Below are 22,979 nucleotides of genomic sequence, written 5' to 3'. Positions count from 1 at the left end.
AATGTTAAAAATCCCCATCCTGAATGTCGACGGATGACGATTCTTCGTCGGCGATGCTCTGAATATCCTCCGATGTAATCGTCAGAATTGGATAGCCGTCCCGCTCCGACCGCTTGCGGGCTTTTTCCTTCAAGAACCGCGGGCTTCCCGCTGCTGCGTCCTCGTCGTAAAGCAGAACAAGCGCATCGCTTTTGCGAAGCAAAAGCTCGTCTCTCGCCTGAAATTGCCAAGGCCCCTCATAAGGGGCTTTGCTTACCGGAGCATAATAATCGACCTCCGCCAGCAGATTCCGGTAATAGGACTGCTTGTCTTCCTTCCAGTCCGCTTCCTGATTGGCAAACGCCGTAATAACCGAAACCTTAAGATTCGGGTAACGATCCTTCAGGCCGATAGCCGCTTCGCACGCCCATAGATCAACCCCGTATTGCCCGGGCGTGATGATCCACTCCAGCCCTTCCTCAAGCAATGGAACAAGCTTGTTTTCAATCGCCTTTTTAATATAGGGAATCCCTTTATGCTTTTGGCTGAAAATGCCTAGCTCATGCGCCCGGTACCCGGTCACCATAACCGTCTTCATATCGCTCTCCCGCTGGGTTCGTCATGTCATTGGATCATTGGAGCTTTTTTCCGTTCAAAACATCTCTATTCACTCTAAGAACAGAAGCCGTTTTTGTCAACTGGACGACGCGGCGTTTTTCAGAATCCGGTCCGCCACAAGCATGCCGGAGAGCGTAACCATAGGCGTGCCCCCTCCGGGATGAGTGGTTCCCCCAACAAACCACAGGCCTTCCACGTTGCTTTTATTGGAAGGGCGGTTAAAGGTTTGGCGCGGCGTATTGGAGGAAATGCCGTAGATGGCGCCGCGATATGCGGACGTATCGGCCTGCAGGTCCAGAGGGCTGTAGGTCTCAGCAAACTCCGTACTGGAGACCAGCCCGCACAGTCCGCGCTCCTCCAGCTTGGTCAGCAAAAAGGCGGCATACTCCTCTCTCTGCTTCTCCCAGTCCCATCGCTCAGACAAATACGGTGCATTGGCCAAAATAAACAAATTGCTGCCTCCCGGCGGCGCCATGCCCGCTTCCGAATAGCCGGAGTGGCAAATATATATCGCAGGATCGGTCGGAGCTGTCAAACGTTGAAAAATATCGCTAAATTCTCCTCCGTATATGGAGGGATAAAAAACAGTGTGATGCCGGAGCCCGCTATATACTCGCCGTACGCCCGCCATCATGGCAAAACCAGACAAGGAGGGTTCATAACCCCCGATACGGGCGTTGCTCATGGAAGGCCGGGCATTGGCTGGAATCAGCTCCCGGTTAACCGACAATACATCCCCGCCCGCAACGACCAGCTCGGCCCCATAATCTCCTTTGGCAGTAGAAACCCCCGTTACTTTGCCTCTTTTCACGACAATATGAAGCACTTTCTCTGACGTGACAATTTCCGCGCCAAGCTCTTTGGCAAGCTTGCTGAATGCTTCAGCAATTTCGTAATTGCCGCCTTTTGCCGCATAGACGCCAAGCTCAAGCTCGACATGAGCCAGCATGCCGAAGATAGCCGGCGCTTTCGCGGGGTCGGAGCCTACATAAGTCGCATATCTGCCAAACATCGCCAGCGTATGGGGATGGGAAAAATAACGGCGGAGCAAGCCGTTAAGGGAGGTAAAAGGCTTCGCCTTGAGAAAGCCTCCCACCAGGCCGGGCCGGAGCTTGTCGCTCCAGCCCGCCAGCAGCCTGTTTAAAAACTGCTCCTCCGCAAGCCGGTACAGGGCTGCCGATTCCTCCATAAAGCTGCGGTAATTGGCGGCATCGCGAGGGCTGAATGCAGCCAGCTGCTCAATCATCGCCTCCTGGTCAGAGGTTCCGTCCACGATAGAACCATCATGAAACAGATTTCGGGAAGCGGAGTCGAGCCGATACAAGGTCACATAGTCCTCAAGCGATCTGCCTACCGACTTGAACAGGGACTCAAAAATATGGCGCATCGTAATCGTGCTTGGACCCCGGTCAAACAGATAACCGTCCCTTTGAACACGCTGAAGCTTGCCGCCCACCGTCGCCTGCTGCTCCAGAACGGTTACTCTGTAGCCGGCATGAGCCAACTTAATTGCAGCGGCAAGACCGCCCAGTCCCGCCCCGATTACGATTGCCTTTTTCATAGATGTGTTCATAGATACCGCCTTCCTTTCCAGCTGTAGCCTATTCCTGTTACAGAGCCGTACCATGAGGCGGCGGCGATTGCCAGCAGGGCGGCAATGCCCGGCGCAAGCAGCACAGCATCCCGAAGCGGCCGGCGGTGATGCCGGTCAACGGTCAGCTTTATTCCGAAGCCCAGCAAACAGCACACTATCGCCAGCAGCATTGCCGTTGCCGGCAGCAAGCCCGCAATGGCGCAGACAAGCGCCGCCGGGGGAAGAAGATAAAGCAAGCTATAGGAAAGCATGATCCATAAAAGCAGTAAATGGCTGCGTCCTAGTCCCGCAAACAGATTTTTGCGGTAACCGTTCCAAACCTCGCCGGCATCCCTATACATCCGCATGTAGACATGGCTGCATATATTGGCCAGCGTCATAGGGCAGCCTGAGGACTTGATTCTGCGCGCCAGCTCCATGTCGTCCAGCAGATGCTCGCCTAACGCAGCGTGCCCGCCGCTGGCTTCATAAGAGGCGGAATGAACCAGCATAAATGCGCCATGGGCGGCGACGAATGCCGGATTGGACGATTTGCGAACCATAACAATCGGCAAATGGCAGGCGATGACAAAGGACATCAGCGGCACGACAAGCCGCTCCATAAGGCTTCCCGTCACCTGACGCGGAAAGCCGGTAATCAACCCGCTTCCCTGCTGCTCCGCCATCGCCATCGCGGCATCCAATGCGCGTTCTCCCAGCTCTGCGTCGCTGTCCAGAAACAGAAGCCATTGTCCCGAGGCCTCGCGTGCAAGCTGCATGCAGGCATGGGATTTTCCCGTTATGCCGGGCGGCAGCGGCGCTCCGTCGATCAAGCGAAGAACAGTGTCTCCAGCGCGGCAGGATGATGCCTGAAATGCCGCCAACGCCTCCTCCCGCGTGCCATCCTCGGAACGGTCGTCCAGCACCAGCAGCTCCAGCCCCGGCCAGTTCTGCGCCAGCACGGACGCAATGCAGCGGCCAATCTTCCCTTCTTCATTGCGTGCGGGAATCAGGACCGAAAGACGGACGCTGCCAGACAGCTCATTCCGCCGGGTGGAAAACGAGGTTTGGCCCTCCTTGGACTCATCCATAGAGGGCGTCTTCAGTTGCGGCATTTGGCGCAAATTCCATAATACATACAGCCATTGGAACCCCAGAACAGCCGCTATACATTCTAATAACGCTTCCATTGCCGCAGCTTCTCCCTCCAGTTGTCGAATTTTTCGCTCGTGGAGCTGTGCCGGAGGAACAGGGAGTTAAACCATTCATTGTCCGCCATCCCGGCTTCACCCGCCTCAACGGCGATTGCTTTGTGCCGGTCAAGCTGGGTTTCCAGCACGTTTTGCAGCATATCGGTTATCGCCTTTCGCTCCCATTCATCCCAATTTTTGCGGATAGCGCCGCCAAACCACATAGACGCCTCCGGCTTTTGTCCGCAAATACTGTAATGAATACTGACGGGAACAACGGCAGCTTGCGGACAAGCGCGGAGCACATAACCGGCGCCGCCCCCAAAAACGAGAGGCCGCTCCTCCTGGTGGGTTATTTTACCTTGGGGAAAAAGCCAGACATGTCCGTCTTGCCGCAGCAGCGAAACGGTATGATCCAGCGCGGCCAAAATGCCGCGCCTGCTGCTGCGGTCGACAGGATAAGCCCCCAGCTTGCGGAAAAAACGGTATTTGTCCAGCTGAACACTGTCCATCATAAGACGGGTTGGCTTGTGGGACACATATTTTGCCGCATGCCGCAGAAGAAGGCCGTCCCACCATGAGCTATGATTGACGATAAACAGGACGGGACCTGTCAGCTCATCAGGCATGGAACCAACCCTTAACGACAAAGCCCGAAAATGCCGCCGCAGCAAATAATATTCGTTATACCGGTCAAAAATCGCTTTAAATACGGGATGTTCGTTTGAAGCTTCCATGACGAAGCCCCCTTTCCAGCAAGGCCGACGCCGCCACCGCAATCAGAATGGGCAGGTATTGCCGCTCGGGAAGGCCCAGCACCCCGAACATAAGAAGCATCATCTGCGACAGGCGAACGGCTTTCCTGCGAATAGGGAACGGTGTCTTGCGAATCGGAAACAGAAACGACAGCGCAAACGAAATGATAAACCAGCTGGCAAAGTTGGTAAACGGAATGCCGTAATACCCTCCCTCGCCCTCCCAGGACCAGAACCCGCGAGCGTAGGCAACGGGGTCCAGCACCAGGTCGAATATAACCGTGCATAAGCCCGCCCATAAAGCCCTGATCCACTTGCTTCCCGAGTCCGATAGCAGAACCGCAGTTACGATAACGCCCACCCAGGCAAACGCAATGGTTAACGGAACGCCGCCTAACGAAAATCCAAGCACATCAGTGTAATGATAAGAGCCAAACGGCCAGCCGGTTGCAACGCCCAGCCACTCTACCGAAAAAGTGAGCAGCCCTGCCGCAAAAGCCCGGCTCCAGCGAATAACCCGTTTTTCTCCAAGCTGACGTTCTATATCCAGCGCGCAGCATGCAAAAAAAACAAGGAACAGGCCGTTTGAAAAAGCCAGCCAATCCGGCACGCCTACCGTAAGCATCAGCAACAGGCCAACCACATACCAAAAAACAAATAGTTTGCCCATACTCAGCTCACCGCAGTTTCCGTCCCGTTTTGACGCGGCTTGCCGTATTTCCGTTTGACCGAAGCGTAAATGACGCCTTTTTCCAGGGAGCCCACGATGGAGCGTTTTGTAAACACCTCATAACGGTTATCCTTCACCTTGTTCAAAATGGCGCTATAATAACCTGCCGCCAATTCGACCGCGATGGCGCTTTGCACAGGATAACTTCCGATGTTCTCCAGCCCGATTCGGAACCAGGACCTGGAAAGCTCCGTCAGCTCGTCAACGAGATGGCGAAACGCCTCGTTCACCTCTCCCCGGTCAAACTGCTCCTCCGTATAGCCGTGGCGCTTCATTAATTCCAGCGGCAAATACCTGCGTCCCCGCTCGCGATCCTCGCCCACATCGCGGATAATATTAACAATTTGCATGGCTTTGCCCAAATAGATGCCGGATTTGGTTACGGCTTCGCCTGGCGCGTCATGCAAAACGGGCAGCAGCATTTCCCCTACCGTTCCCGCTACCAGATAGCAATAGCTCTCCAACTGCTCCATCGTCTCGTAATGGGTGACGACCAAATCTCTGCGTTGTCCTTCCATCTGACGGAAAAAAGGCTCCTTGCTCAGCTTGAAATGACGGAACAGCCAGCGCAGCGAATCCCATATAAAATGGCCGTCCGCATGCTCCAGGTCCTTAAATCCTTGCTCCAGCTCATCAATACTAAAAAGCGGCTGCTCCTCGTCTATCGCATCGTCAATAAGGCGGCAGAAGGCGTAAATGACAAAAACAGCTTCTCTTCGAGGACTGTCCAGCAAGCGGAAGGCATGGTAAAAGCTAGTTGAACCTTTGGCGATCATGGCTTCGCATTGAGCCAGGTTGTCTTGTACGTTCATGGGAAGACCTCCTCAATAAGATGATGGGCAAGCAGCTTTGCTCCTTGCATAACAATGGGAATGCCCCCGCCGGGATGAATGGATGCTCCCACGGCGTAAAGCCCTTCTATTTTGCCGTGCTTGAACTGAGGCCGGAAAGCTGCGGATTGCAGGAGCAGCGGCGCAAGGCCAAAGCTGCCCCCCTGAAACAAGCCGTCCCTCTTGGCGTCCCGGGGCGTCCGCACGCTCTTCCAAACGATCGAAGCCCTCAAACCGGGAAACCCTCTTCGCTCGGCCTCCTCCAGCACGTTGTCTACTAAAGCGGCCGTTTCACGCTCCCAATCCACAAAAGGCTCCGGCGGACAAGGAATCAAAAAGTAAAGCGCGCTATGGCCCGCAGGAGCAGCGTCTTTATCTATCGCGGAAGGGTTAAACACATAAAAGGACGGATTCCTTGGCAATGTCTTTTTGACAAAAATATCTTTTAAGCTATCATTCAGCGACGGCGGCAAAAAGAATTGATGGGTTGCCGCATTAGGCCATGTTTTGTTTGTTCCGGCATACACCAGCACACACCCGGAGGAAGGCACATATTTATCGCTTCGCTCCTCCTTTTCGAGTGCTTCTTCTGCCTCATTTAGCACGGGCAGCCTATGGGGCAAATCTCCGTTATAAACGACGGCGTCTCCCCTGTACGCCTTGCCGCCCGCAATAAAGCCCCTGCATATGCCGTTCTCCAGCAGCAGCTCGCTTACTTCCATGCCGGTGTGAATATCCACCCCGCGCGACCGGAGCTCCTTCTCCAGCAGCGGCACCAGCGAGGCGTAACCGCCCTTGACATACCAGACGCCATATTCATGCTCCGCATAGGGCAGCAAGGTATAGAGGCCCGGCGCTTGAAACGGCGCTCCCCCGATATACAGCGTCTGCAGCGAAAAAGCGTCTACCAGCCGTTCATCCCGAAAATATCGGGCGGCAAGCGCCCGCGTGCTTCTATATGCCCGCAATCGGGCCAGCAGCCTCAAATTGGATACGGTAAACAAATGGCTTTTTCGGAAAAAGGGACGATCCAAAAATGCGGCCTTGCCAAGCTTAAAGCCCTCTCTCATATGATCCATATACCGAAGAAAACCGTTTGAGCTTCCCGGCGCCAGCCGCTCCAGCTCCTCCATTTGTTTGTCTGTATCCCGCCATTTTGTCAGCCTGGTGCCGTCGGCATAGTGAATGACATGCATAGGTGAGCATTCCTGAAGCGGGATGGATGCGCGCGGGATACCGGCCTCCTCCAGAATATCAAGCAGCATTTCCGGCAACAGCACAATCGTTGGACCTTGATCAATACGGAAGCCATCCCCCTCCTGAAAAGCGAGCCGTCCTCCCAGCTTGTCATTTTTCTCGAACAGTCCGACATCGGCGCCTTGCTTGCTTAGAAGCAAGGCGGCTATCATTCCCCCGATGCCGCCGCCCGCTATTATTATTCGCGGCAAGTCCGCCACCTCCTCCTATGCCTTGGCTGGACTCTAGATAAAGTTCGCAGCCGAGCTTTTTTTACCATAATCCTGCTCCAAAATAAGTCTGGCGCTAATACGTGCGGATTCAAAAATGGTAGGCAAGCCGCTGCCGGGATGAGTGCCCCCTCCGACAAGCCAGCAATTGCCCATTTCCTGAAAGCGATTATGAGGCCGCAGCATCAGCATCTGGTCCAAAGAATGGGCAAGGTTGAAGGTTGCGCCTTGATAAACGTCATGGCGGTCACGCCAGCCCAGCGGCGTTAGGCTTGCTGACACCTCGATGGAATCCCCCAGCTTGCCGATGCCAGGCTCCTGCTGTAGCCGGTTCAGCACATATTGTTTAACCGCCTCTTCCTCGTTTTCCCAATCAATGCTGCCCGTCAGATTAGGCACCGGCATAAGAACGTACAATGCCGTTTTTCCCGGCGGAGCCAGCGTCGGGTCGTTAACGCAAGGATTATGCACATATATGGAGGCGTCCTTGGACAACACCTTGCTGCGAGTCAATTCATCCGCATTGCGGCGATAATCCTTGGCAAACAAAATAGTGTGATGAGGCATGTCGATTTCCCGGTTTATCCCCAAATACAGCATATAAGCGGAACAGGAATATTTTTTGGCGGCAAGCTTTACGGGTGAATATTTCTTGAGCTGTCCGGGCTCGAACAGTCGGTTCATCGCCGTTGCAAAGTCCCCGTTAATCACGACATGATCCGCATATACGTTTTCCCCGTCGTCCAATTGCACGCCAATCGCCTTTCCGCCTTGCGAAAGCACCTTGCCAACGCCTTTGTTCAGATGAATGGCGCCGCCATATTCGCTTATAACGTCCGCCATTGCCTGGCAAATCCGGTTTACGCCCCCAATGGGATGAAACAAGCCGTATTGATGCTCCAGATACGACAGGATCGTAAACGTACCCGGGCAGCTCCAGGGCGACATGCCTAAATATTTGGCCTGAAAGGTAAAAGCGCTTATCAGCCGCTCGTCATTGAAATATCGTGAAAGTCGATTATAGACATTATCTGTGGCATGAAGCTTGGGCAAAGCGGCAAACACATCGGCGGAGAACAAATCGCTCACCTTGCTGAAAGGGCGCTGCAGCAGCGGCTTAATAACCTTGAACTTTTCGCTTTCCTCCCGCATAAAGCGCAAATAGCCTTCTCCATTGCCGGGAAAATGCCGCTCAATTTCCGCCACCATTCGCTCACGGTCACGCGTAGCTTCAAAGGCAATGTCGCCGAATTGAAGCCGGTACAAGGGATCCAGCTCAATCATTTTTACATAATCCTGCAAATTTCTGCCCGCCGCCTGAAACACTTCCTCAAGCAGCCAAGGCATCATCAGAAACGTTGCGCCCCGGTCAAAATAATAGTCGCCAAGTTGAAACCGGGATGTTCGGCCGCCTACAGCGTCTTGTTTTTCATAAACGGCAACCTCATAGCCTTGCGATGATAAAAGCATCCCCGCCGCAAGACCTCCCGGACCAGCTCCGATAACTGCCACCTTTTTACCGACCACCGAAACTGCCCCTCTCAATAATTATTTATACCGTAAGGTTAATTAATATTGTACTATACCCCTCTCCACATTCACAACAGATATTTTTCACAGCAAAAAAGGCAGCGCCGTCAGGCCTGCCCTATGCTTTATGCTCTATGCTCTATGCTCTATGCTCTATGCTTTATGCTTTACACTCTACGCTCTATGCTCTACGCTCTACGCTCTACTGCGCATCGTCCGCAACTATTAACGGTTGTCCACCTTTTCGGGATACAAATCATGGTTCATCAGCCGATGCTGCGCCATATCCTCGTATTTGGTTCCCGGGCGGCCCCAGTTGCAATAAGGATCGATCGAAATGCCGCCGCGCGGCGTAAATTTGCCCCATACCTCGATATAACGAGGGTCCATCAGCTTGATTAAATCATTCATAATGATGTTCATGCAGTCCTCATGGAAATCGCCGTGATTGCGGAAGCTGAACAGATAAAGCTTTAGCGATTTGCTTTCGACCATCCGCACATCGGGAATATAGGAAATATAGATCGTGGCAAAATCGGGCTGTCCCGTAATGGGACAAAGGCTCGTAAACTCCGGACAATTGAATTTGACAAAATAATCACGGCCTTGATGCTTGTTTTCAAAATGCTCCAAAACCTCCGGCGCATAGCTAAAGGCGTACGCTGTTCCCTGATTGCCCAGAAGCGTCAGACCATCCAGCTCCCTGCTATCTCTTCCTTCACTGGTTTGCTTTGTATTATGCTTCATTGCTCTCATCCTTGTTTACGGCTACACGCCTTTTTTGTTGCCCCATACCCAGGTATGAAGCTGCGGCAATACATGTACGCCGCGAAGTTCATTATCGTCCATAACAAATTCGATCAGCCATTCATAACGCTCCACCAAATATGGCAAAAGCGCTGCGGGATCGGTTTCCAGCAAATTCCCGTTTCCGGCTTGCAAATAAAACGGCACGCCGGGATACCTGATATGAATGGTTTTGGCATAAGCCAGGTCGGCCTCGTCAAAAACAACAACCTTCAAGCAAAACACCGTTTTCGCTTGAGATAACTCGCCGATGATTTCGTCCAGCTTCCCAAGGTCCGTCACCATGCCCGAGGTTGGCGGCTTGGGAGACAAAGTTAAATCATCGATTACGGTAAACCAGGGCTGCCATCGGCTGCCCTGCGTTTCCAGCGCAACTCTGATGCCTTCAGCATGCAGCAAATCTATAAGCGAAGCCAGCTGCGGCAGAAGCGCGGGATTGCCCCCCGATATCGTGACATGATCAAAGCCTTCTCCGCCAACGGCGAGCAGCTCGTCGAAAATCTCTTTTGCGCTCAAAAGCCTAATGTCGGCTTTGCCGGTACCGTCCCATGTAAAAGCGGAATCGCACCAGCTGCACTGATAATCGCAGCCTGCGGTGCGGACAAACATCGTTTTGCGGCCGATGACCATGCCTTCGCCCTGCACAGTTGGACCAAACACCTCCATGACGGGGATGCGGCGTCCGACGGCAGCGTCAACAACCCCTTCATGAGCGCCCTGGCTGCAATCGGCGCTGCTGTCGGCAGAAAACCTATCATTGGCTGCTTCACGGGAAGCTGCCCTGGGGACGGCAAGTGACCGCGCCATCATGATGTTCCCTCCAGTTGCGTCCCCTCCAGAGATGCTCCGCTATCCAAATACTCCTCCAGCCCTCTCCGTCGCAGCTGACAGGCCGGACATTCGCCGCAGCCGTCCGCCTTGATGCCGTTATAGCAGGTCAACGTACGTTCGCGCACAAACTGAAAGGCTCCTAGCTCGTCAGCCAGCGCCCAGGTTTGCGCTTTATTCAGCCACATCAGCGGCGTATCAATAACAAAGCGGTAGTCCATCGACAAATTCAGCGTTACGTTAAGCGACTTGATAAATACATCACGACAATCCGGATAACCGCTAAAATCCGTTTCGCAAACGCCGGTTACAATGTGGCGGGCGCCAATGCCTTTTGCCAAAACGGCGGCAAAGGTCAAAAAAAGCAGGTTTCGCCCGTCAACAAAGGTGGAGGGCAACCCGCCATCCTCCTGCTTGATTTCAATGTCATTTCTGGTTAGGGCATTTGGCGCCAGCTGATTAAGCAGCCCCATATCCAGCACATGGTGCCGGATGCCAAGCTCGGCGGCAATATCCGCCGCGCAGTCCAGCTCCAGAACATGACGTTGACCGTAATTAAAAGTAACCGCCTCTACCTCCCGAAAGGTTTTTATGGCCCAGAACAGACATGTCGTGCTGTCCTGTCCGCCGCTGAATACAACAACCGCTTTTTCGTTCCTCATCCTTTACCGCTCCTCTCATTACCTCAAAGATGGAGCGTTCGCAAAATCCGGCAGTAAAAGCTGCCTTCTCCAAAAGAAAACGGCGCCCCCGATTCATAAAGAACCGTAAGCGCCGAACACAAAAACGACGATGTCCTTGGTCGTGTTTAAAAACACGCTCCGACGGACTACCGTTTCGTTTAGTTTTTTATAGAGGGAGTTCGCGAACCTCTCCCGGCGGCGCACCCCATTCATAAATGCGGGCAGCTATGCCGGATTTTCTTTTTCAGTTATCCATCGTACTATATCACAACCATTCCCGTATGGGAATAGCTCCTTACAGCAGCCTCCCCAGCTCCTTCAATGTTTCCGCCATATGGCGCAGCAGCTCGGGAATATCCTCCATCTGCTCTTCTCCAATGCCGCGATCAAAATGAATTTCAGCTGTGCAGCGGGCTTTGGAGTTCTGTGAAGCGCCATAGATTTTGCTGACCGTTTGCGCAGGCCGGCTTGTTGGCTGCCAGATGTGGAGCAGGACATGTTCGATGGCTTGGCACTGCTCGTCCTCTCGTTCAAGCTCCAGATGAAAACGAACCCGAAGCCGGCAGGCGCTTTCATCCGCCGCCGCCCTATCTTCATCTTCAGCCAAAAGCTCCGCCGCCAATTCCCGCAGCGACGAAGACAAAACCACCTCCGCCTCGACCTCCCCTTGTCCTGGAAGCGTAAAGCGAAGAGACAGCTCGCGGCCCATAACTGCCATATCCATTAAATCGCTCCGTCCCGACACAGTCACCAGGCCGTCCAGATTATCCATGTCGTACAGCTCATTCTCCAGCGCAACCTTAATATTTTCAAAAACGGTAGGATGAAAATTCATTGCTATTCCCCCAATAAATGTTTAGCGGCCTGCTGTCGGGCCAACGAGCGAATGTGCTTGTCCTCCGGAATATTTTGTATCAGGACGCCTTCTCTGCCTGCTTCTTGCATCATTTTCTGAAGTGCGGCAATACGGCCTTTATTAAAATCTATGAAGCGAAAATCGAGTTGACGCAAATGCTCCATCTCGGTTAATCTCCTAAACGCATCTGCTTTTATGACGGGATTGATTTCCTTGAGCTCCAAATACTCCAGAGTATTCGCCGTCCACAGAAGGTCAATTTCCTTCAGACCTTTCATATAAACCAGTTCCAGCTGGCGCAGCCGTTCAAGCTTGGAGAAATCGAATAGGCGCTGCACCTTAGGCTGTGCAATCTGAAGAAATGCGAGATTTCGCAGCAGTCTCAACTCGTCCAGATTCGTCAGGTTGCGAATGGCGGACAAGGACAGTATGGACACGGAGGAATCCGACAGCGCCGCAAGCGAACCCTCCTCCAGAGTGCAGCTGTCGATCAGCAAGTCCCGTAGCAAAGGTAAGGACGCAACGAAATCAAGACCGGCGATGGCGCGATTCAAAACAAGCGACTCCAGCGAGGAGCAGCCTGTAATTGGCGATAAGGAAGCAAATTTGCCGGATAGTCTGAGATAGCGCAGTTGTTTATAGGAGTTAATAAATTCGAGAGACAGCTCTTTTTTGGAGCTTATCACCAAAAAATCCATCCGCTCCAACGCGGATAACTGCTCCAAATGTTGCGAATGATTCATATCGAGCTGCAGGGCGAACACATGCCTAAGACCTGAAAGCGCCATCACCATTTCCTCCGGGTAGCGGCTTTTGGCATCGCTATTGCTAACCGATAAAATCAAATCCGGACGTTTGGCAAACAATTCTGTATCCAGTCTGGCCAAATCGTCCAGCTTATCAGCTCCGGCAACAAACGACACCGTAGCCCGCTTTCGGAGATGCTTGACGGCATTAGTGATCTTCTCCGCTGTCCAGGGCGCTCCGCTCATAGAGCCCGTCCATATTTCCCCCATCACACTCTCCCCCCTCGGTCCATCACATTGTTTATTATTGTAAATCCCCTGGAATAGGCTTGGCAAGCTAGACCGGCAACTATGAATATATGTAGACAATCTCCTCTCAAACGCGATCATTTGCGTTGCCGGGATAATTACGTATACTTATACTATAAGGAATCTAGCGGATTTTTCCCAATTATAACTGAGGTGAAACTGTGGAAGAGAATAAACAACTGGAAGAAGCCTATCGCTTAATGGGACTTGCGCCAATGGCGGAAAAGGAAGAGGTGGAAAAGCGCTATACTACACTGCTGAAGAGAGAGCGCGCGCGCCAAAAGCAAAGCGCTAGTGAAAGCGCCTCCTCCGAGGGCCGCGACGAGCCGGAATTCACAAAAATAACGGAGGCTTATCGCTACATTCTGGAATACGAGGATCGAAAAATAACGGAGGCCTTTAATCAGCAGGAATACGGAAAATACGGCGGCATGGCGGAAAAAGCGCAAAAGGTGGACCATTTTTGGCGCTACTATAAGTTTCATACGCTTGGCGCAATCGCGTTAATCGCACTCCTGATTTATGGCATCAACAGCTATATCGATCATCGCGAGCATCAAAAATATTTGGCGAGCCTGCCGCCCGTTGACGTTCATGTCTCGTTTTTTGGCACCTTTATGCTGCCGGAGGGACAAAAGGATCAAACCGCCGTTAACGCGGCGCTGCTGTCGCATTTTCCGGAATGGCAGCGCGTGGACTCCACGATTACATTTGTGCCGCAGGATGACATGAACCAGATGGCCTATTTGCAGAAGGCAGCTGTTACGCTGGTAACGGAGAAAGCCGATGTTTATATTATGGACCGCAGCATGCTGCAGTACATCGGAACCCAAGGCGTGCTTATGGAGCTGGACGACAAAACGGATATCATCAAGGGACTGGATGAAAAAAGGCTTCAGAAGCTCACCGTCACACCAGGCGTTCTGGACGAGACTCCAGGCGAGGAGCATATTTATGCAATTGATTTAAGCGGCTCCTGGCTTGACAAAGAGCTTCCCTTGCTAAAAATGGACTTATTTGCCGGCGTTCGCGTCAACTCGGAAAACCCGGAGAAAGCTCTTCAATTCATTAAAACGTTTGCCAGCGCCATTAAGTAATAACTCCGAGGGGAAAGGGTGTCTTGTGGGTTTGCGCTTCCAAGACACCCATAGCATGTCATTATCCTATTAATAGCGCATACACAATTCCCGGACCGTGAACGCCGATGGTCAGATCATTTTCGATGTCGGAGGAGCGGCTAGGCCCCGAAATAAAATGAATGCCTGCCGGCAAATTCTCTTTCCCCGCCTGATCAAATGTTTCCAGCACTTCTCCAAGCCTCGTAACCAGTCGTCCAACAGGAATAAGTATAAACAAAACGGTGGGGAGCAGGCTGACAGAGCGCCCTTTTCCGCTGGAAGACAGAACAACCGCCGAGCCCGTATAAGCTACGGCATGATCCGCTTGCACAATGCCAAAATCCGCTCCTGCCGCTTCCGTTTTCCATGCCTTGTCCCGGTCGCTGTTCCATACGGCGATTTCCGCTTCCGGCAAGGCTTTTTCCAACTCCAGTTCATTCAGAGCAGGTTCGTCCTGACGAAGCACTATCTTGACATCCATTTCCTTTGCTTTATCAACGATGAAAGCAGAAGCGTCAGAAAACGATGCAAGCCGCTCCACATGACCGCCGACTGATAAGAAATTATCGGTAAATCGTTTCACCTTCTCCTCCGTGTTCCATTCCAGAGCAGTCCAGAAATCCGGCGCGCCCCGATGAGGATTCAGCGGCGCTTCGGTCATGGGACCATGCCCCAGTCGATTGGCAATCCCTCCGATAAACGCCTTCTGCCTATCATGAGATCGCTTCTCCAGACGCGCAAGCCATTCCTCATGACTTTCATTCATGACCCCCGCCACCTTCCCATTGCTTATCCCTGACTCTGTTAAGCTGACTGTTGTCGGCGCTGTCTGTTCCATGGCTATCCTTTCGCGTTCTCTCTTGCAGCCGCCGCTCCAGCCGCTCTGAAACGGAAGCGTCCATCTCCTGCAATCCCGCTCTCAGCTCCTGCTCCAGAGTGGGCCAACGATCGCGAAACGATTGTTTTGGCAGCGCAGGAGTAACCCGATAAGCGTTCCACCCCTTGAGCGGTCCTAGCCTGGATTTGATAAAGCCGTCGCGCAGAAGCAGCCGTTGCCCCGTTTTCCCAAGCCGCAGCATGCCGCCAAGCCGCCTGGAGCTGCCCATAATTGCGGCAAAGCCGCCCATGCCAAGCCCCTCCAGCTTGCTGCCGTGGCCGTCCTCCACTTTTCGCCGCCGCAAATAAACCAGCATGTCATGCAAGGGAATTTTGACGGGACAAGCCTCATAGCAAGCGCCGCACAAGGTAGAGGCATTCGCTATATCATCCCATTCCGCTACATTGGCGTTTAGCGAGGGAGTCAGAACGGCTCCGATCGGGCCGCTATAGGTACTGCCGTAGGAATGTCCGCCGATATGCCGATAAACCGGGCAAGCATTCAGACATGCGCCGCAGCGGATGCAGTTCAGCAGCTCCTGAAACTCGGGATCGCCTAACTGAAGCGAACGGCCATTGTCGACGATGATCATATGCATTTCATCCGGTCCGTCAGCGTCAGCGCTACGACGCGGCCCCGTAATGCCGGACATATACATGGTGAGCTTTTGTCCCGTAGCGGAGCGCGGCAGCAAGGTCGCCATCACCTCCAGATCGCTCCAGGAGGGGATGATCCGCTCCATGCCCATCAGTGTAATTTGAGTACGGGGAATGGTGCTTACCATTCGTGCGTTCCCTTCATTTTCAAACAGCACCATTGAGCCGGTTTCAGCAATGGCGAAATTGCAGCCTGTCATGCCAATATCCGCCTCCAGAAACTTCTCCCGAAGCTTTTTTCGCACAAAACCGGCCAAAGCCGTTGTATCCGGCGGCAGCTCGTATCCCGCCTCCCTTGACAGCAACTCAGCAATTTGATAACGGTTTTTGTGAATGGCGGGAATGACGATATGAGAGGGCATTTCTCCGGCCAATTGAATAATATATTCGCCCAGATCGCTCTCTATTGCTTCAACGCCAATGCCCTCCAGCGCCTGATTGAGATGCAGCTCCTCCGATACCATGGATTTGGACTTAACGACCGAACGAGCGCCGCATCGGCGGGCGATATCCAGGCTGATCTCCACCGCCTCGGCCGCTGTTGCGGCAAAATGGATATGAACGCCATTTGCTCTGGCGTTATCTACAAACAGATTCAAATAATAGTCAAGATGAGCAATGGTATGCAGCCGTATGGCGCGTCCGCGTTCTCTCCATTGCTCCCAATTGCCTTGTTCGTCAGAAGCCTTTTTTTTACCGTTTCGGAGACGCTCCGTCGTGAAGCGGACCGCCTTGCGCAGAAACTCGTCGTTCAGGGCGATTTCCGCCCGGGCCTTAACCGTTGCTCCGCCCTTGCTTCCTCCGCTCATGCGCCCTTCACTCCCTCGTACAGAAGCTCCGCCAGATGCATAACGCGCACAGGCTTGCCGCGATAATGTAAATTTCCAGAGATGTTCATGAGACAAGCCATATCCAATCCAACGAGCACCTCCGCTTCCGTCTCCAGCACATGATCAACCTTTTCCGTAACCATCGCTCCGGAAATATCCGCCATTTTGACCGCAAAGGTACCGCCGAACCCGCAGCAGTCCTCCGCAAACGGAAGCGGAATAAGCTCCAGGCGCTCAACCTGACCCAGCAGCAGCAGCGGCTCGTCCTTAATGCCTAATATTCGCGTGCCGTGGCAGGAGGGATGGTACGTCACTTTATGGGGAAATGAAGCGCCAAGACTCGTTATGCCCATCACCTGTACGAGAAATTGCGTAAATTCATAAGACTTCTCCTTAAGCTCACGAATCCGTTCCCGCTGCTCCGGCTCGTGCTGAAACAGCTTGTCATAATGATGCAGCATCCCTGTACAAGAGCCTGAAGGCGCTACCACAAAATCGCTGTCCTCGAAGGCGTCCAGAATCCTGCGCGCAGCCTCCCGCGCTTCCTTCCAATATCCGCTGTTGTACGCTGGTTGTCCACAGCAGGTTTGCACGTCCGGAAAATCCAGCTTCACTCCGTATCGGGCAAGGAGGCAGGCCATAGCCTCGCCGACACGGGGAAACATGGCATCGCTCATACAGGTAATAAACATAGAAACCTTCATCCCTGTGTCCCATCTCCTTCCACTGATTAAACTGCTATTGATTAAACCGATTTTACGGAGATTCCCCTCTGCTCCAATTGGTCCGCTTCCTCTGGTGAAAGTCCGGCATCCGTAATCAGCATGTGAATATTATGCAAATCAGCTACATGGGTAAACGCCTGCACGCCGTATTTGCTTGAATCCGCAAGCAAAATAACGTGATCCGCCATACCCACCATTTTTTGCTTGATTCGGGCTTGAAGCTCGTTTGACTCGCTAATCCCGCGCTCCAGATGCAGTCCTTTGCAGGAAAGAAACGCTTTGTCCACATGGTAGGCGTCCAGCGACCGTTCCGCCAGCGGCCCCACATAGGAGAGACTGCGGGCGGCCAATATGCCTCCTGTGGAAATAACCTGGATCTTTTCCTTGCCGACCAGTTCCATCGCCACCTTAATGGAATTAGTGAGTACGGTGACCGGCATGTCCGGCATGGAGGCTGCCATATACCAGGCCGTGGTGCTGGCGTCCAGCAAAATACGCTCCTGCGGCTCAATAAGCTTGACCGCTTCCATCGCGATGCGTTTTTTTTCCTCGGCAAAAGCAATCTCTCGCTCAAAATACGGCGTTTCTGGCTGCTGCTCCTTGACACTGACGGCCCCGCCATGAGAACGGCGCAGCCTTCCGGCTTGCTCCAGCCGATCGAGGTCGCGCCTGATCGTTTCCTCTGTCACCTGGCATTGCTCGCTCAGCTCCGTCACCCGGATGCTGCCTCTCTCGTTAACCAGCTGTACAATTTTTTCATAGCGTTCAGCTACCAGCATACCTTGCCCTCTTTCCAACCGATTCCGGTGTCCGTAATTTGCGGGCAAACCGGACTGGCTCATGATGCATTGCCTTCGTTGCGCCGATACCGCCTGTCAGCTTGCGGACAATCCTGTTACGGCCAGATAACGTTGGTAAGCTTCCGCCCAGTCGTCATGATTATTCGGCTCATACGCCACATTGGGGAAAGAAGCTTTTACAATAGACCTGGCCTGCCAGATATCCTCAATTTGCCCTCTTGCTATCCATTGTACCAGCATATTGCCGATTGCGCTTCCTTCAACGGGCCCCGCCCATACCGGCTTGCCCAGCGCATTGGACGTCCATTGGCAGAGCAGTGAATTCTGAATGCCTCCGCCAACCATATGCAGGCCCGGGAAGCTAATTCCTGCCAGCTCCTCTGTTTGCTCCAGCACGTACCGGTATTTAAACGCCAACCCCTCCATTACAGCCCTGACGGCTGAGCCAATCGACGACGGCTCTGCTTGCCCGGTATTGCGGCAATATTGACAAAGCCGCGCCGGCATGTCGCCAGGCTGCAAAAACAAGCCATGGTCCACATCAATAAAAATAGCAAAGGGCGAGGCTTCGTCTGCAAGCTCCACCAGCTCCGCAAAGCTGAATGAGTTGCCCTGGCGTTCCCATTCCCGCCTGCATTCTTGCAGAATCCATAATCCCATAATATTTTTGAGCAGCCGGTAAGTGTCATATACGCCGCCTTCATTCGTAAAGTTAAGCTCCCTTGACCGCTCTGTAATAACCGGCTGCTCTACCTCGGTGCCAATTAGCGACCAGGTTCCGCAGCTCAGGTAGGCAAACCCCGGCTGCTCGGCCGGGACAGCAGCTACGGCAGAGCCTGTGTCATGCTCCGCTACAGCGATAACGGGCGTTGCCGCCACGCCCAGCTCATCGCAGAGCGAATCGCTTAACCGCCCTACCTCTGTTCCAGGTTTTACAACAGGCTGGAACCATTCGCGAGGAACGCTTATGCCAGCAAGCAATTCATCGTCCCACTCTCCTGTGAAGGGGTTAAAAAGCTGGCTCGTTGTGGCCAGTGTAAATTCATTGACTTTCTGCCCCGTCAAGTAATACCGAAGCAAAGAGGGAATCATCAGAAAATGTCTGCCCTCCCGCAGCAGTGGAGACTGTTTTTCCGCCAAAGCCGCCAATTGATAAAGGGTGTTGAACGGCATCAGCTGGATGCCGGTGCTTCCAAATATCTTCTCTGCGCTTAATCGCTCCACAACTCGCTCCATCACTTCCGAGCTGGCGGCATCGCGATAGTGGCGCGGATTGCCCAGCAGCTCTCCGCTGTCATCCATCAGCCCAAAATCCACTCCCCAGGAATCGATGCCCAGGCTATCCAAAACAAAGCCTTCGGCCTTGGCACGCCATATCCCCGTTTTCAACTCATGCAGCAGGCGCAAAATATCCCAATATAACGCGCCTCCGGCCCAAACAGGTTCATTGGGAAAGCGATGAAGCTCGGAAATATCTATCCTTCCGTTTGCCAAATGGCCGATCATCGCTCTGCCGCTGCTTGCCCCCAAATCAAATGCCAGGACGGAGCTCACCAGCTTGCACCGCCTTTTCCTCTGGCCAATATGCTGTCACCGTAGCTCCCCGCCAAATACGACTTCATAGGATCAAGCGGCAAGCCTTGCTCCTCGCGAACCGCGTGAAGCAGCGGCGTGACATCGCATTCAAAGGCGCTCCGCACGGCATGCTCGGCGCCAAGCACGTCATTGCGCGCCGCGGCAGCATTAACCTCGTCAAGGTGGATCAGAAGCGCCTTGGCATATTGCGTCTGGACGTTCAGCACGGAGCGGAGCATGGCCGGAATTTTCTGTTCGATATTATGGGATTGGTCAATCATGTAGGCAATATGCTCAACGCTCTCGGCCACCTCGGCTCCGCCATCCTGTCGAGCGCTCAGAATCTGATAGAAGATGAGAAAGAGCTCATAGGGATTGATAGATCCTGCAATCAAATCATCATCCGCGTATTTTCGGCTATTGAAGTGGAAGCCTCCAAGCCGTCTTTCGTCGAGGAGATAAGCGACGATATGCTCAATGTTTGCGCCAGGCAGATGATGCCCTGTGTCCACCAGCACCTCTGCCTGCGGCCCCAGCTTCTGCGCCAGATTATATGCCATTCCCCAATCCGCCAGATCAGTATGATAAAAGGCCGGCTCAAAACATTTATATTCAATCAGAAGGCGCATATCCGCATTTAGCGCCTTGTATACCTCCTCCAGCGCCTCCTGCATCCAGCGCTTGCGATTGCGGATATGACCCTGGCCAGGATAATTGGTGCCGTCAGCAAACCAGAGACTTAAATCCCGCGAGCGGGTCTCCTTGGCGATATCAACACATTCCAGCAAATGATTGATTGCCATTCGCCGAATGGAGGCATCGGCATTGGTGACGCTGCCTAGCATATACTCATCCTCTTGAAACAGATTGGGATTAACCGCGCCAATGGAAAGACCCAAACTTTCAGCATGACTGCGCAGCTTGCCGTAATCCTCTGTTTTATCCCAAGGAATGTGAATGGCCACTGAAGGAGCAAGCCCCGTCAAGCGATGAACCTCGGCGGCATCCTGAAATTTCTCGAATGGGTTTCTAGGCACTCCCGCCTTCTGAAACACCTTGAAGCGGGTGCCGGAATCGCCATAACCCCAAGAAGGGGTCTCTATTCGCAGCGCTTTCAAGCTAGCTTTTACTTCCACCAGATTAATGCCCCTTGCGGTCTGCTGTTCTTCAAACAGCGCATACGCGCGATCATTCATGTCCAAAACGTCCTCTCATTCTGATGTGGGATAACACAGGCCAAAAAAACCAAACGCAAATTCGATCTTAGTGATGGCAAACAAAGCCTCCTTGGAGGAGATATTCAGCACGCAAATGCATGATGCATACCGTTCTCCTTTCATGCTCTTATCTTGTAAAGGCGGCGGGGACGCCTCCATCAATAGTCATCATGCAGCCGGTCGTTTTGGCTGATCTGGACGATGCAAAAAAAGCGATGCCTTCCGCAATATCACGCGGGTAAATGTTGACCAGCAGCGTGGTACGCTTACGATAATATTCCTCCAGCTCCTCAGGCTCAATACCGTAAGCCGCCGCCCGTTCATTGCGCCAGCTTCCGTTCCAGATGGCCGAGCCCTGCAGGATCGCATCCGGGAGCACGGTATTGACGCGAATGCCGAATTCCCCGCCTTCAGCCGCAATACAACGCGCAAGATGAGCCTCCAAAGCTTTTGCGGAGCTGTAGGCTGTTGCATTTTTGCCGGCGTATACGGAATTTTTGGAGCCTATAAAAACCATATTTCCGCCCAAGCCTTGTGCTTTCATGAGCTTGAAGGCTTCTCTGGCCACCAGAAAGTAGCCGGTGCCCAGCACATTTATGTTAAGATTCCATTCCTTAAGGGACGTTTCGTCAAAGGGGCTGGAAGTCGCCAAGCCTGCATTGTTGACCAAAATATCCATTCCTCCGAATTGCAAGGCCGTTGCTGCGTAAGCGGTGCGGATCTGCTCCTCGCTAGTCACGTCCATCCCGACAGCAATTGCCCGCCCTTCTCCAAACCGGGCATTGATTTCAGCCGCAACCTTCTGCGCGCCTTCCAGATTCAAATCGGCAAGCACGACATGGGCTCCCTCCGATACGAGACGGCGAGCCGTTTCACTGCCGATGCCACCCGCGCCGCCGGTAATGAGAGCAACTTTTCGTGAAAACTCCGCTTCGGCGGGAGCCAGTGAAAGCTTATACAGCTCAAGCGGCCAATATTCTACATTGTAGGATTCATTTTCGCTCAAGGAAACAAAGCTTCCAAGCGCTGTTGCGCCTCGCATTACAGCAATCGCGCGATGGTACAAAGCACCGCTTACCCGGGACATGGCCCAGCTTTTTCCGGTATTGATCATGCCTACTCCTGGAATCAGAATGACACGCGGCGCTGCTTCAAACTGCACGTCGCCTTCATGCTTGTTCCGCTTAAAATATTGTCTGTACTGCTCCTTGTAAGCTGCAATTTCTTCAACGAGCTTGACCTTGAGTCCTTCAACGTCGCCGGCATCAGGTATCCAGTTCACGAATAGCGGCACCACTTTGGTATGCACCAGATGATCGGGACATGCTGCCCCAACCTGCGACAGCTCCGCAGAGTTTTTGCCGCCAACAAAAGCCAATACATCCTCGCCATCGTCAAAGGACAGAATCATCGCTTTTTCGTCGCTGACCGCACCTCTAACAGTTGGCATAACCGCCGCAGCAAGCGCGTTTCGCACATCTGCAGGCAGCGGGGCAAACGTCATGCCGCCAAACAATTTTTTTTCGTCAATACGAGCTTCTATAAAGGCTTCCGCCTCATTAATAATACGAATTGTTTGGTTATAGCACTCCCTGGAGGTATCGCCCCATGTGACTAGTCCATGCTTTTCCATCAGTACCAGCTCCGCGTTGGGGTTGGCCAATACGCCTTCCGCAATCATTTTGGACAAGGCGAAGCCGGGACGAACGTATGGAACCCATACAAATCGATTACCGAAAATCTCTTCAGCCAGCTGCCTTCCGTTATCGGCGCAGCACAGGCTGATAATGGCGTCAGGATGCGTATGGTCAACATGTCTGAACGGCAGGAAGGCGTGCAGCAGCGTTTCGATCGAAGCTCGCGGATGCCTGGCGTCAATCATGCAATTACTCAAATATGCCACCATTTCTTCATCAGACATTTCGGAGCGCTGGAACAGCGGCGCTATATCCTCCATGCGAAGTCCCGTGAAGTTGCCCGCCTTCATCGTTGCCAGGTCAGAGCCGCTGCCCTTTACGTACATCACTTCGACGTCACGGCCGCGAAAATCCTTTATAACTGTTTTGCTGGAGGTATTCCCTCCGCCATAATTGCAGACACGACGGTCCTCGCCAATGATATTGGAACGATAGACCAGCTCCTCAAGGCCGCTTTTTACTGCATCCGCCTTTTCTATATTCCATAAGCTTTGAACCATGAATATCCCCCCGCAATGTTTGTTTTTTTGAGATTACACCCATAATAACATCTTTGTTTACCTTTGAATACATTTATTTGTGTT

Annotated in this window: 21 protein-coding genes and 1 riboswitch; of the genes, 1 reads left to right on the top strand and 20 read right to left on the bottom strand. The window is 53.0% G+C overall.

Annotation, left to right across the window (positions count from 1 at the left end):
* Positions 1 to 4: 4 nt before the first annotated feature.
* The 13 genes from A7K91_RS06065 to A7K91_RS06005 form a co-directional block, all read right to left on the bottom strand.
* A complete protein-coding gene (locus tag A7K91_RS06065) occupies positions 5 to 577 on the bottom strand; it encodes an SLOG family protein (RefSeq protein ID WP_068680727.1) in 573 nt (190 codons plus the stop codon).
* Between the two features lie 96 nt (positions 578 to 673).
* The gene (locus tag A7K91_RS06060; RefSeq protein WP_245697279.1) at positions 674 to 2,170 is read right to left on the bottom strand and encodes a phytoene desaturase family protein; all 1,497 of its coding nucleotides are present in this window, start codon (positions 2,168 to 2,170) and stop codon (positions 674 to 676) included.
* Positions 2,167 to 3,360: a glycosyltransferase family 2 protein gene (locus A7K91_RS06055; RefSeq protein ID WP_068680725.1), complete on the bottom strand. Its 1,194-nt coding sequence runs from the start codon at positions 3,358 to 3,360 to the stop codon at positions 2,167 to 2,169. Before A7K91_RS06055 ends, A7K91_RS06060 begins: the two co-directional genes overlap by 4 nt.
* On the bottom strand, positions 3,345 to 4,097 hold the full coding sequence (locus A7K91_RS06050; protein ID WP_068680723.1) for a lysophospholipid acyltransferase family protein: 753 nt from the start codon (positions 4,095 to 4,097) through the stop codon (positions 3,345 to 3,347). Before A7K91_RS06050 ends, A7K91_RS06055 begins: the two co-directional genes overlap by 16 nt.
* The gene (locus A7K91_RS06045) at positions 4,066 to 4,785 is read right to left on the bottom strand and encodes a carotenoid biosynthesis protein (protein WP_068680721.1); all 720 of its coding nucleotides are present in this window, start codon (positions 4,783 to 4,785) and stop codon (positions 4,066 to 4,068) included. The genes A7K91_RS06050 and A7K91_RS06045 overlap by 32 nt, the downstream gene beginning before the upstream one ends.
* 2 nt (positions 4,786 to 4,787) lie before the next feature.
* Positions 4,788 to 5,657, bottom strand: coding sequence for a phytoene/squalene synthase family protein (locus A7K91_RS06040; protein WP_068680719.1), 870 nt, complete (start codon positions 5,655 to 5,657; stop codon positions 4,788 to 4,790).
* On the bottom strand, positions 5,654 to 7,123 hold the full coding sequence (locus tag A7K91_RS06035; RefSeq protein ID WP_082967267.1) for a phytoene desaturase family protein: 1,470 nt from the start codon (positions 7,121 to 7,123) through the stop codon (positions 5,654 to 5,656). The genes A7K91_RS06040 and A7K91_RS06035 overlap by 4 nt, the downstream gene beginning before the upstream one ends.
* A gap of 33 nt (positions 7,124 to 7,156) precedes the next feature.
* A complete protein-coding gene (locus A7K91_RS06030; RefSeq protein ID WP_156739359.1) occupies positions 7,157 to 8,668 on the bottom strand; it encodes a phytoene desaturase family protein in 1,512 nt (503 codons plus the stop codon).
* A gap of 228 nt (positions 8,669 to 8,896) precedes the next feature.
* A complete protein-coding gene (queF, locus tag A7K91_RS06025) occupies positions 8,897 to 9,418 on the bottom strand; it encodes a preQ(1) synthase (protein WP_068680717.1) in 522 nt (173 codons plus the stop codon).
* A gap of 21 nt (positions 9,419 to 9,439) precedes the next feature.
* Positions 9,440 to 10,144 carry a 7-carboxy-7-deazaguanine synthase QueE gene (gene queE / locus A7K91_RS06020; RefSeq protein ID WP_068680827.1) on the bottom strand — a complete coding sequence of 235 codons (705 nt, stop codon included), beginning with the start codon at positions 10,142 to 10,144 and terminating at the stop codon, positions 9,440 to 9,442.
* Between the two features lie 140 nt (positions 10,145 to 10,284).
* Entirely contained in the window at positions 10,285 to 10,968 is a 684-nt protein-coding gene (queC, locus tag A7K91_RS06015) for a 7-cyano-7-deazaguanine synthase QueC (RefSeq protein WP_068680715.1), read from the bottom strand.
* 173 nt (positions 10,969 to 11,141) lie between these two features.
* Positions 11,142 to 11,185, bottom strand: a riboswitch (PreQ1 riboswitch).
* A 99-nt stretch (positions 11,186 to 11,284) separates the two neighbouring features.
* The gene (locus A7K91_RS06010; RefSeq protein WP_068680713.1) at positions 11,285 to 11,824 is read right to left on the bottom strand and encodes a nucleoside phosphorylase-I family protein; all 540 of its coding nucleotides are present in this window, start codon (positions 11,822 to 11,824) and stop codon (positions 11,285 to 11,287) included.
* 2 nt (positions 11,825 to 11,826) lie between these two features.
* Complete coding sequence (locus tag A7K91_RS06005) at positions 11,827 to 12,861, bottom strand: leucine-rich repeat domain-containing protein (RefSeq protein WP_068680711.1); 1,035 nt, start codon at positions 12,859 to 12,861, stop codon at positions 11,827 to 11,829.
* A gap of 200 nt (positions 12,862 to 13,061) precedes the next feature.
* On the opposite strand from A7K91_RS06005, the gene A7K91_RS06000 reads away from it, so the two are divergent.
* A complete protein-coding gene (locus tag A7K91_RS06000; protein WP_156739358.1) occupies positions 13,062 to 13,997 on the top strand; it encodes a J domain-containing protein in 936 nt (311 codons plus the stop codon).
* 61 nt (positions 13,998 to 14,058) lie between these two features.
* Here the strand turns inward: A7K91_RS06000 and A7K91_RS05995 are convergent, their stop codons facing one another.
* The 7 genes from A7K91_RS05995 to A7K91_RS05965 all read right to left on the bottom strand — a co-directional run bounded on the left by A7K91_RS05995 (position 14,059) and on the right by A7K91_RS05965 (position 22,895).
* Complete coding sequence (locus tag A7K91_RS05995) at positions 14,059 to 14,784, bottom strand: LutC/YkgG family protein (protein WP_068680708.1); 726 nt, start codon at positions 14,782 to 14,784, stop codon at positions 14,059 to 14,061.
* Entirely contained in the window at positions 14,777 to 16,360 is a 1,584-nt protein-coding gene (locus A7K91_RS05990) for a LutB/LldF family L-lactate oxidation iron-sulfur protein (protein ID WP_068680706.1), read from the bottom strand. Before A7K91_RS05990 ends, A7K91_RS05995 begins: the two co-directional genes overlap by 8 nt.
* Positions 16,357 to 17,085 (bottom strand): (Fe-S)-binding protein, encoded by a 729-nt coding sequence (locus A7K91_RS05985; RefSeq protein ID WP_068680704.1) that lies wholly within the window; start codon positions 17,083 to 17,085, stop codon positions 16,357 to 16,359. Before A7K91_RS05985 ends, A7K91_RS05990 begins: the two co-directional genes overlap by 4 nt.
* A gap of 41 nt (positions 17,086 to 17,126) precedes the next feature.
* Positions 17,127 to 17,885: a DeoR/GlpR family DNA-binding transcription regulator gene (locus A7K91_RS05980; protein ID WP_068680702.1), complete on the bottom strand. Its 759-nt coding sequence runs from the start codon at positions 17,883 to 17,885 to the stop codon at positions 17,127 to 17,129.
* 96 nt (positions 17,886 to 17,981) lie between these two features.
* Positions 17,982 to 19,460 carry a rhamnulokinase gene (locus tag A7K91_RS05975; RefSeq protein ID WP_082967266.1) on the bottom strand — a complete coding sequence of 493 codons (1,479 nt, stop codon included), beginning with the start codon at positions 19,458 to 19,460 and terminating at the stop codon, positions 17,982 to 17,984.
* A complete protein-coding gene (gene rhaI, locus A7K91_RS05970; protein WP_068680700.1) occupies positions 19,457 to 20,677 on the bottom strand; it encodes an L-rhamnose isomerase in 1,221 nt (406 codons plus the stop codon). Before rhaI ends, A7K91_RS05975 begins: the two co-directional genes overlap by 4 nt.
* 148 nt (positions 20,678 to 20,825) lie before the next feature.
* Positions 20,826 to 22,895: a bifunctional aldolase/short-chain dehydrogenase gene (locus A7K91_RS05965; protein ID WP_068680698.1), complete on the bottom strand. Its 2,070-nt coding sequence runs from the start codon at positions 22,893 to 22,895 to the stop codon at positions 20,826 to 20,828.
* Positions 22,896 to 22,979: the final 84 nt, after the last annotated feature.

This window comes from Paenibacillus oryzae (assembly GCF_001675045.1).
In the GTDB taxonomy this organism is placed as follows: domain Bacteria; phylum Bacillota; class Bacilli; order Paenibacillales; family Paenibacillaceae; genus Pristimantibacillus; species Pristimantibacillus oryzae.
Note: the sequence above shows the minus strand (reverse complement) of the source record. Positions and strands in the feature narration are given on the sequence as shown.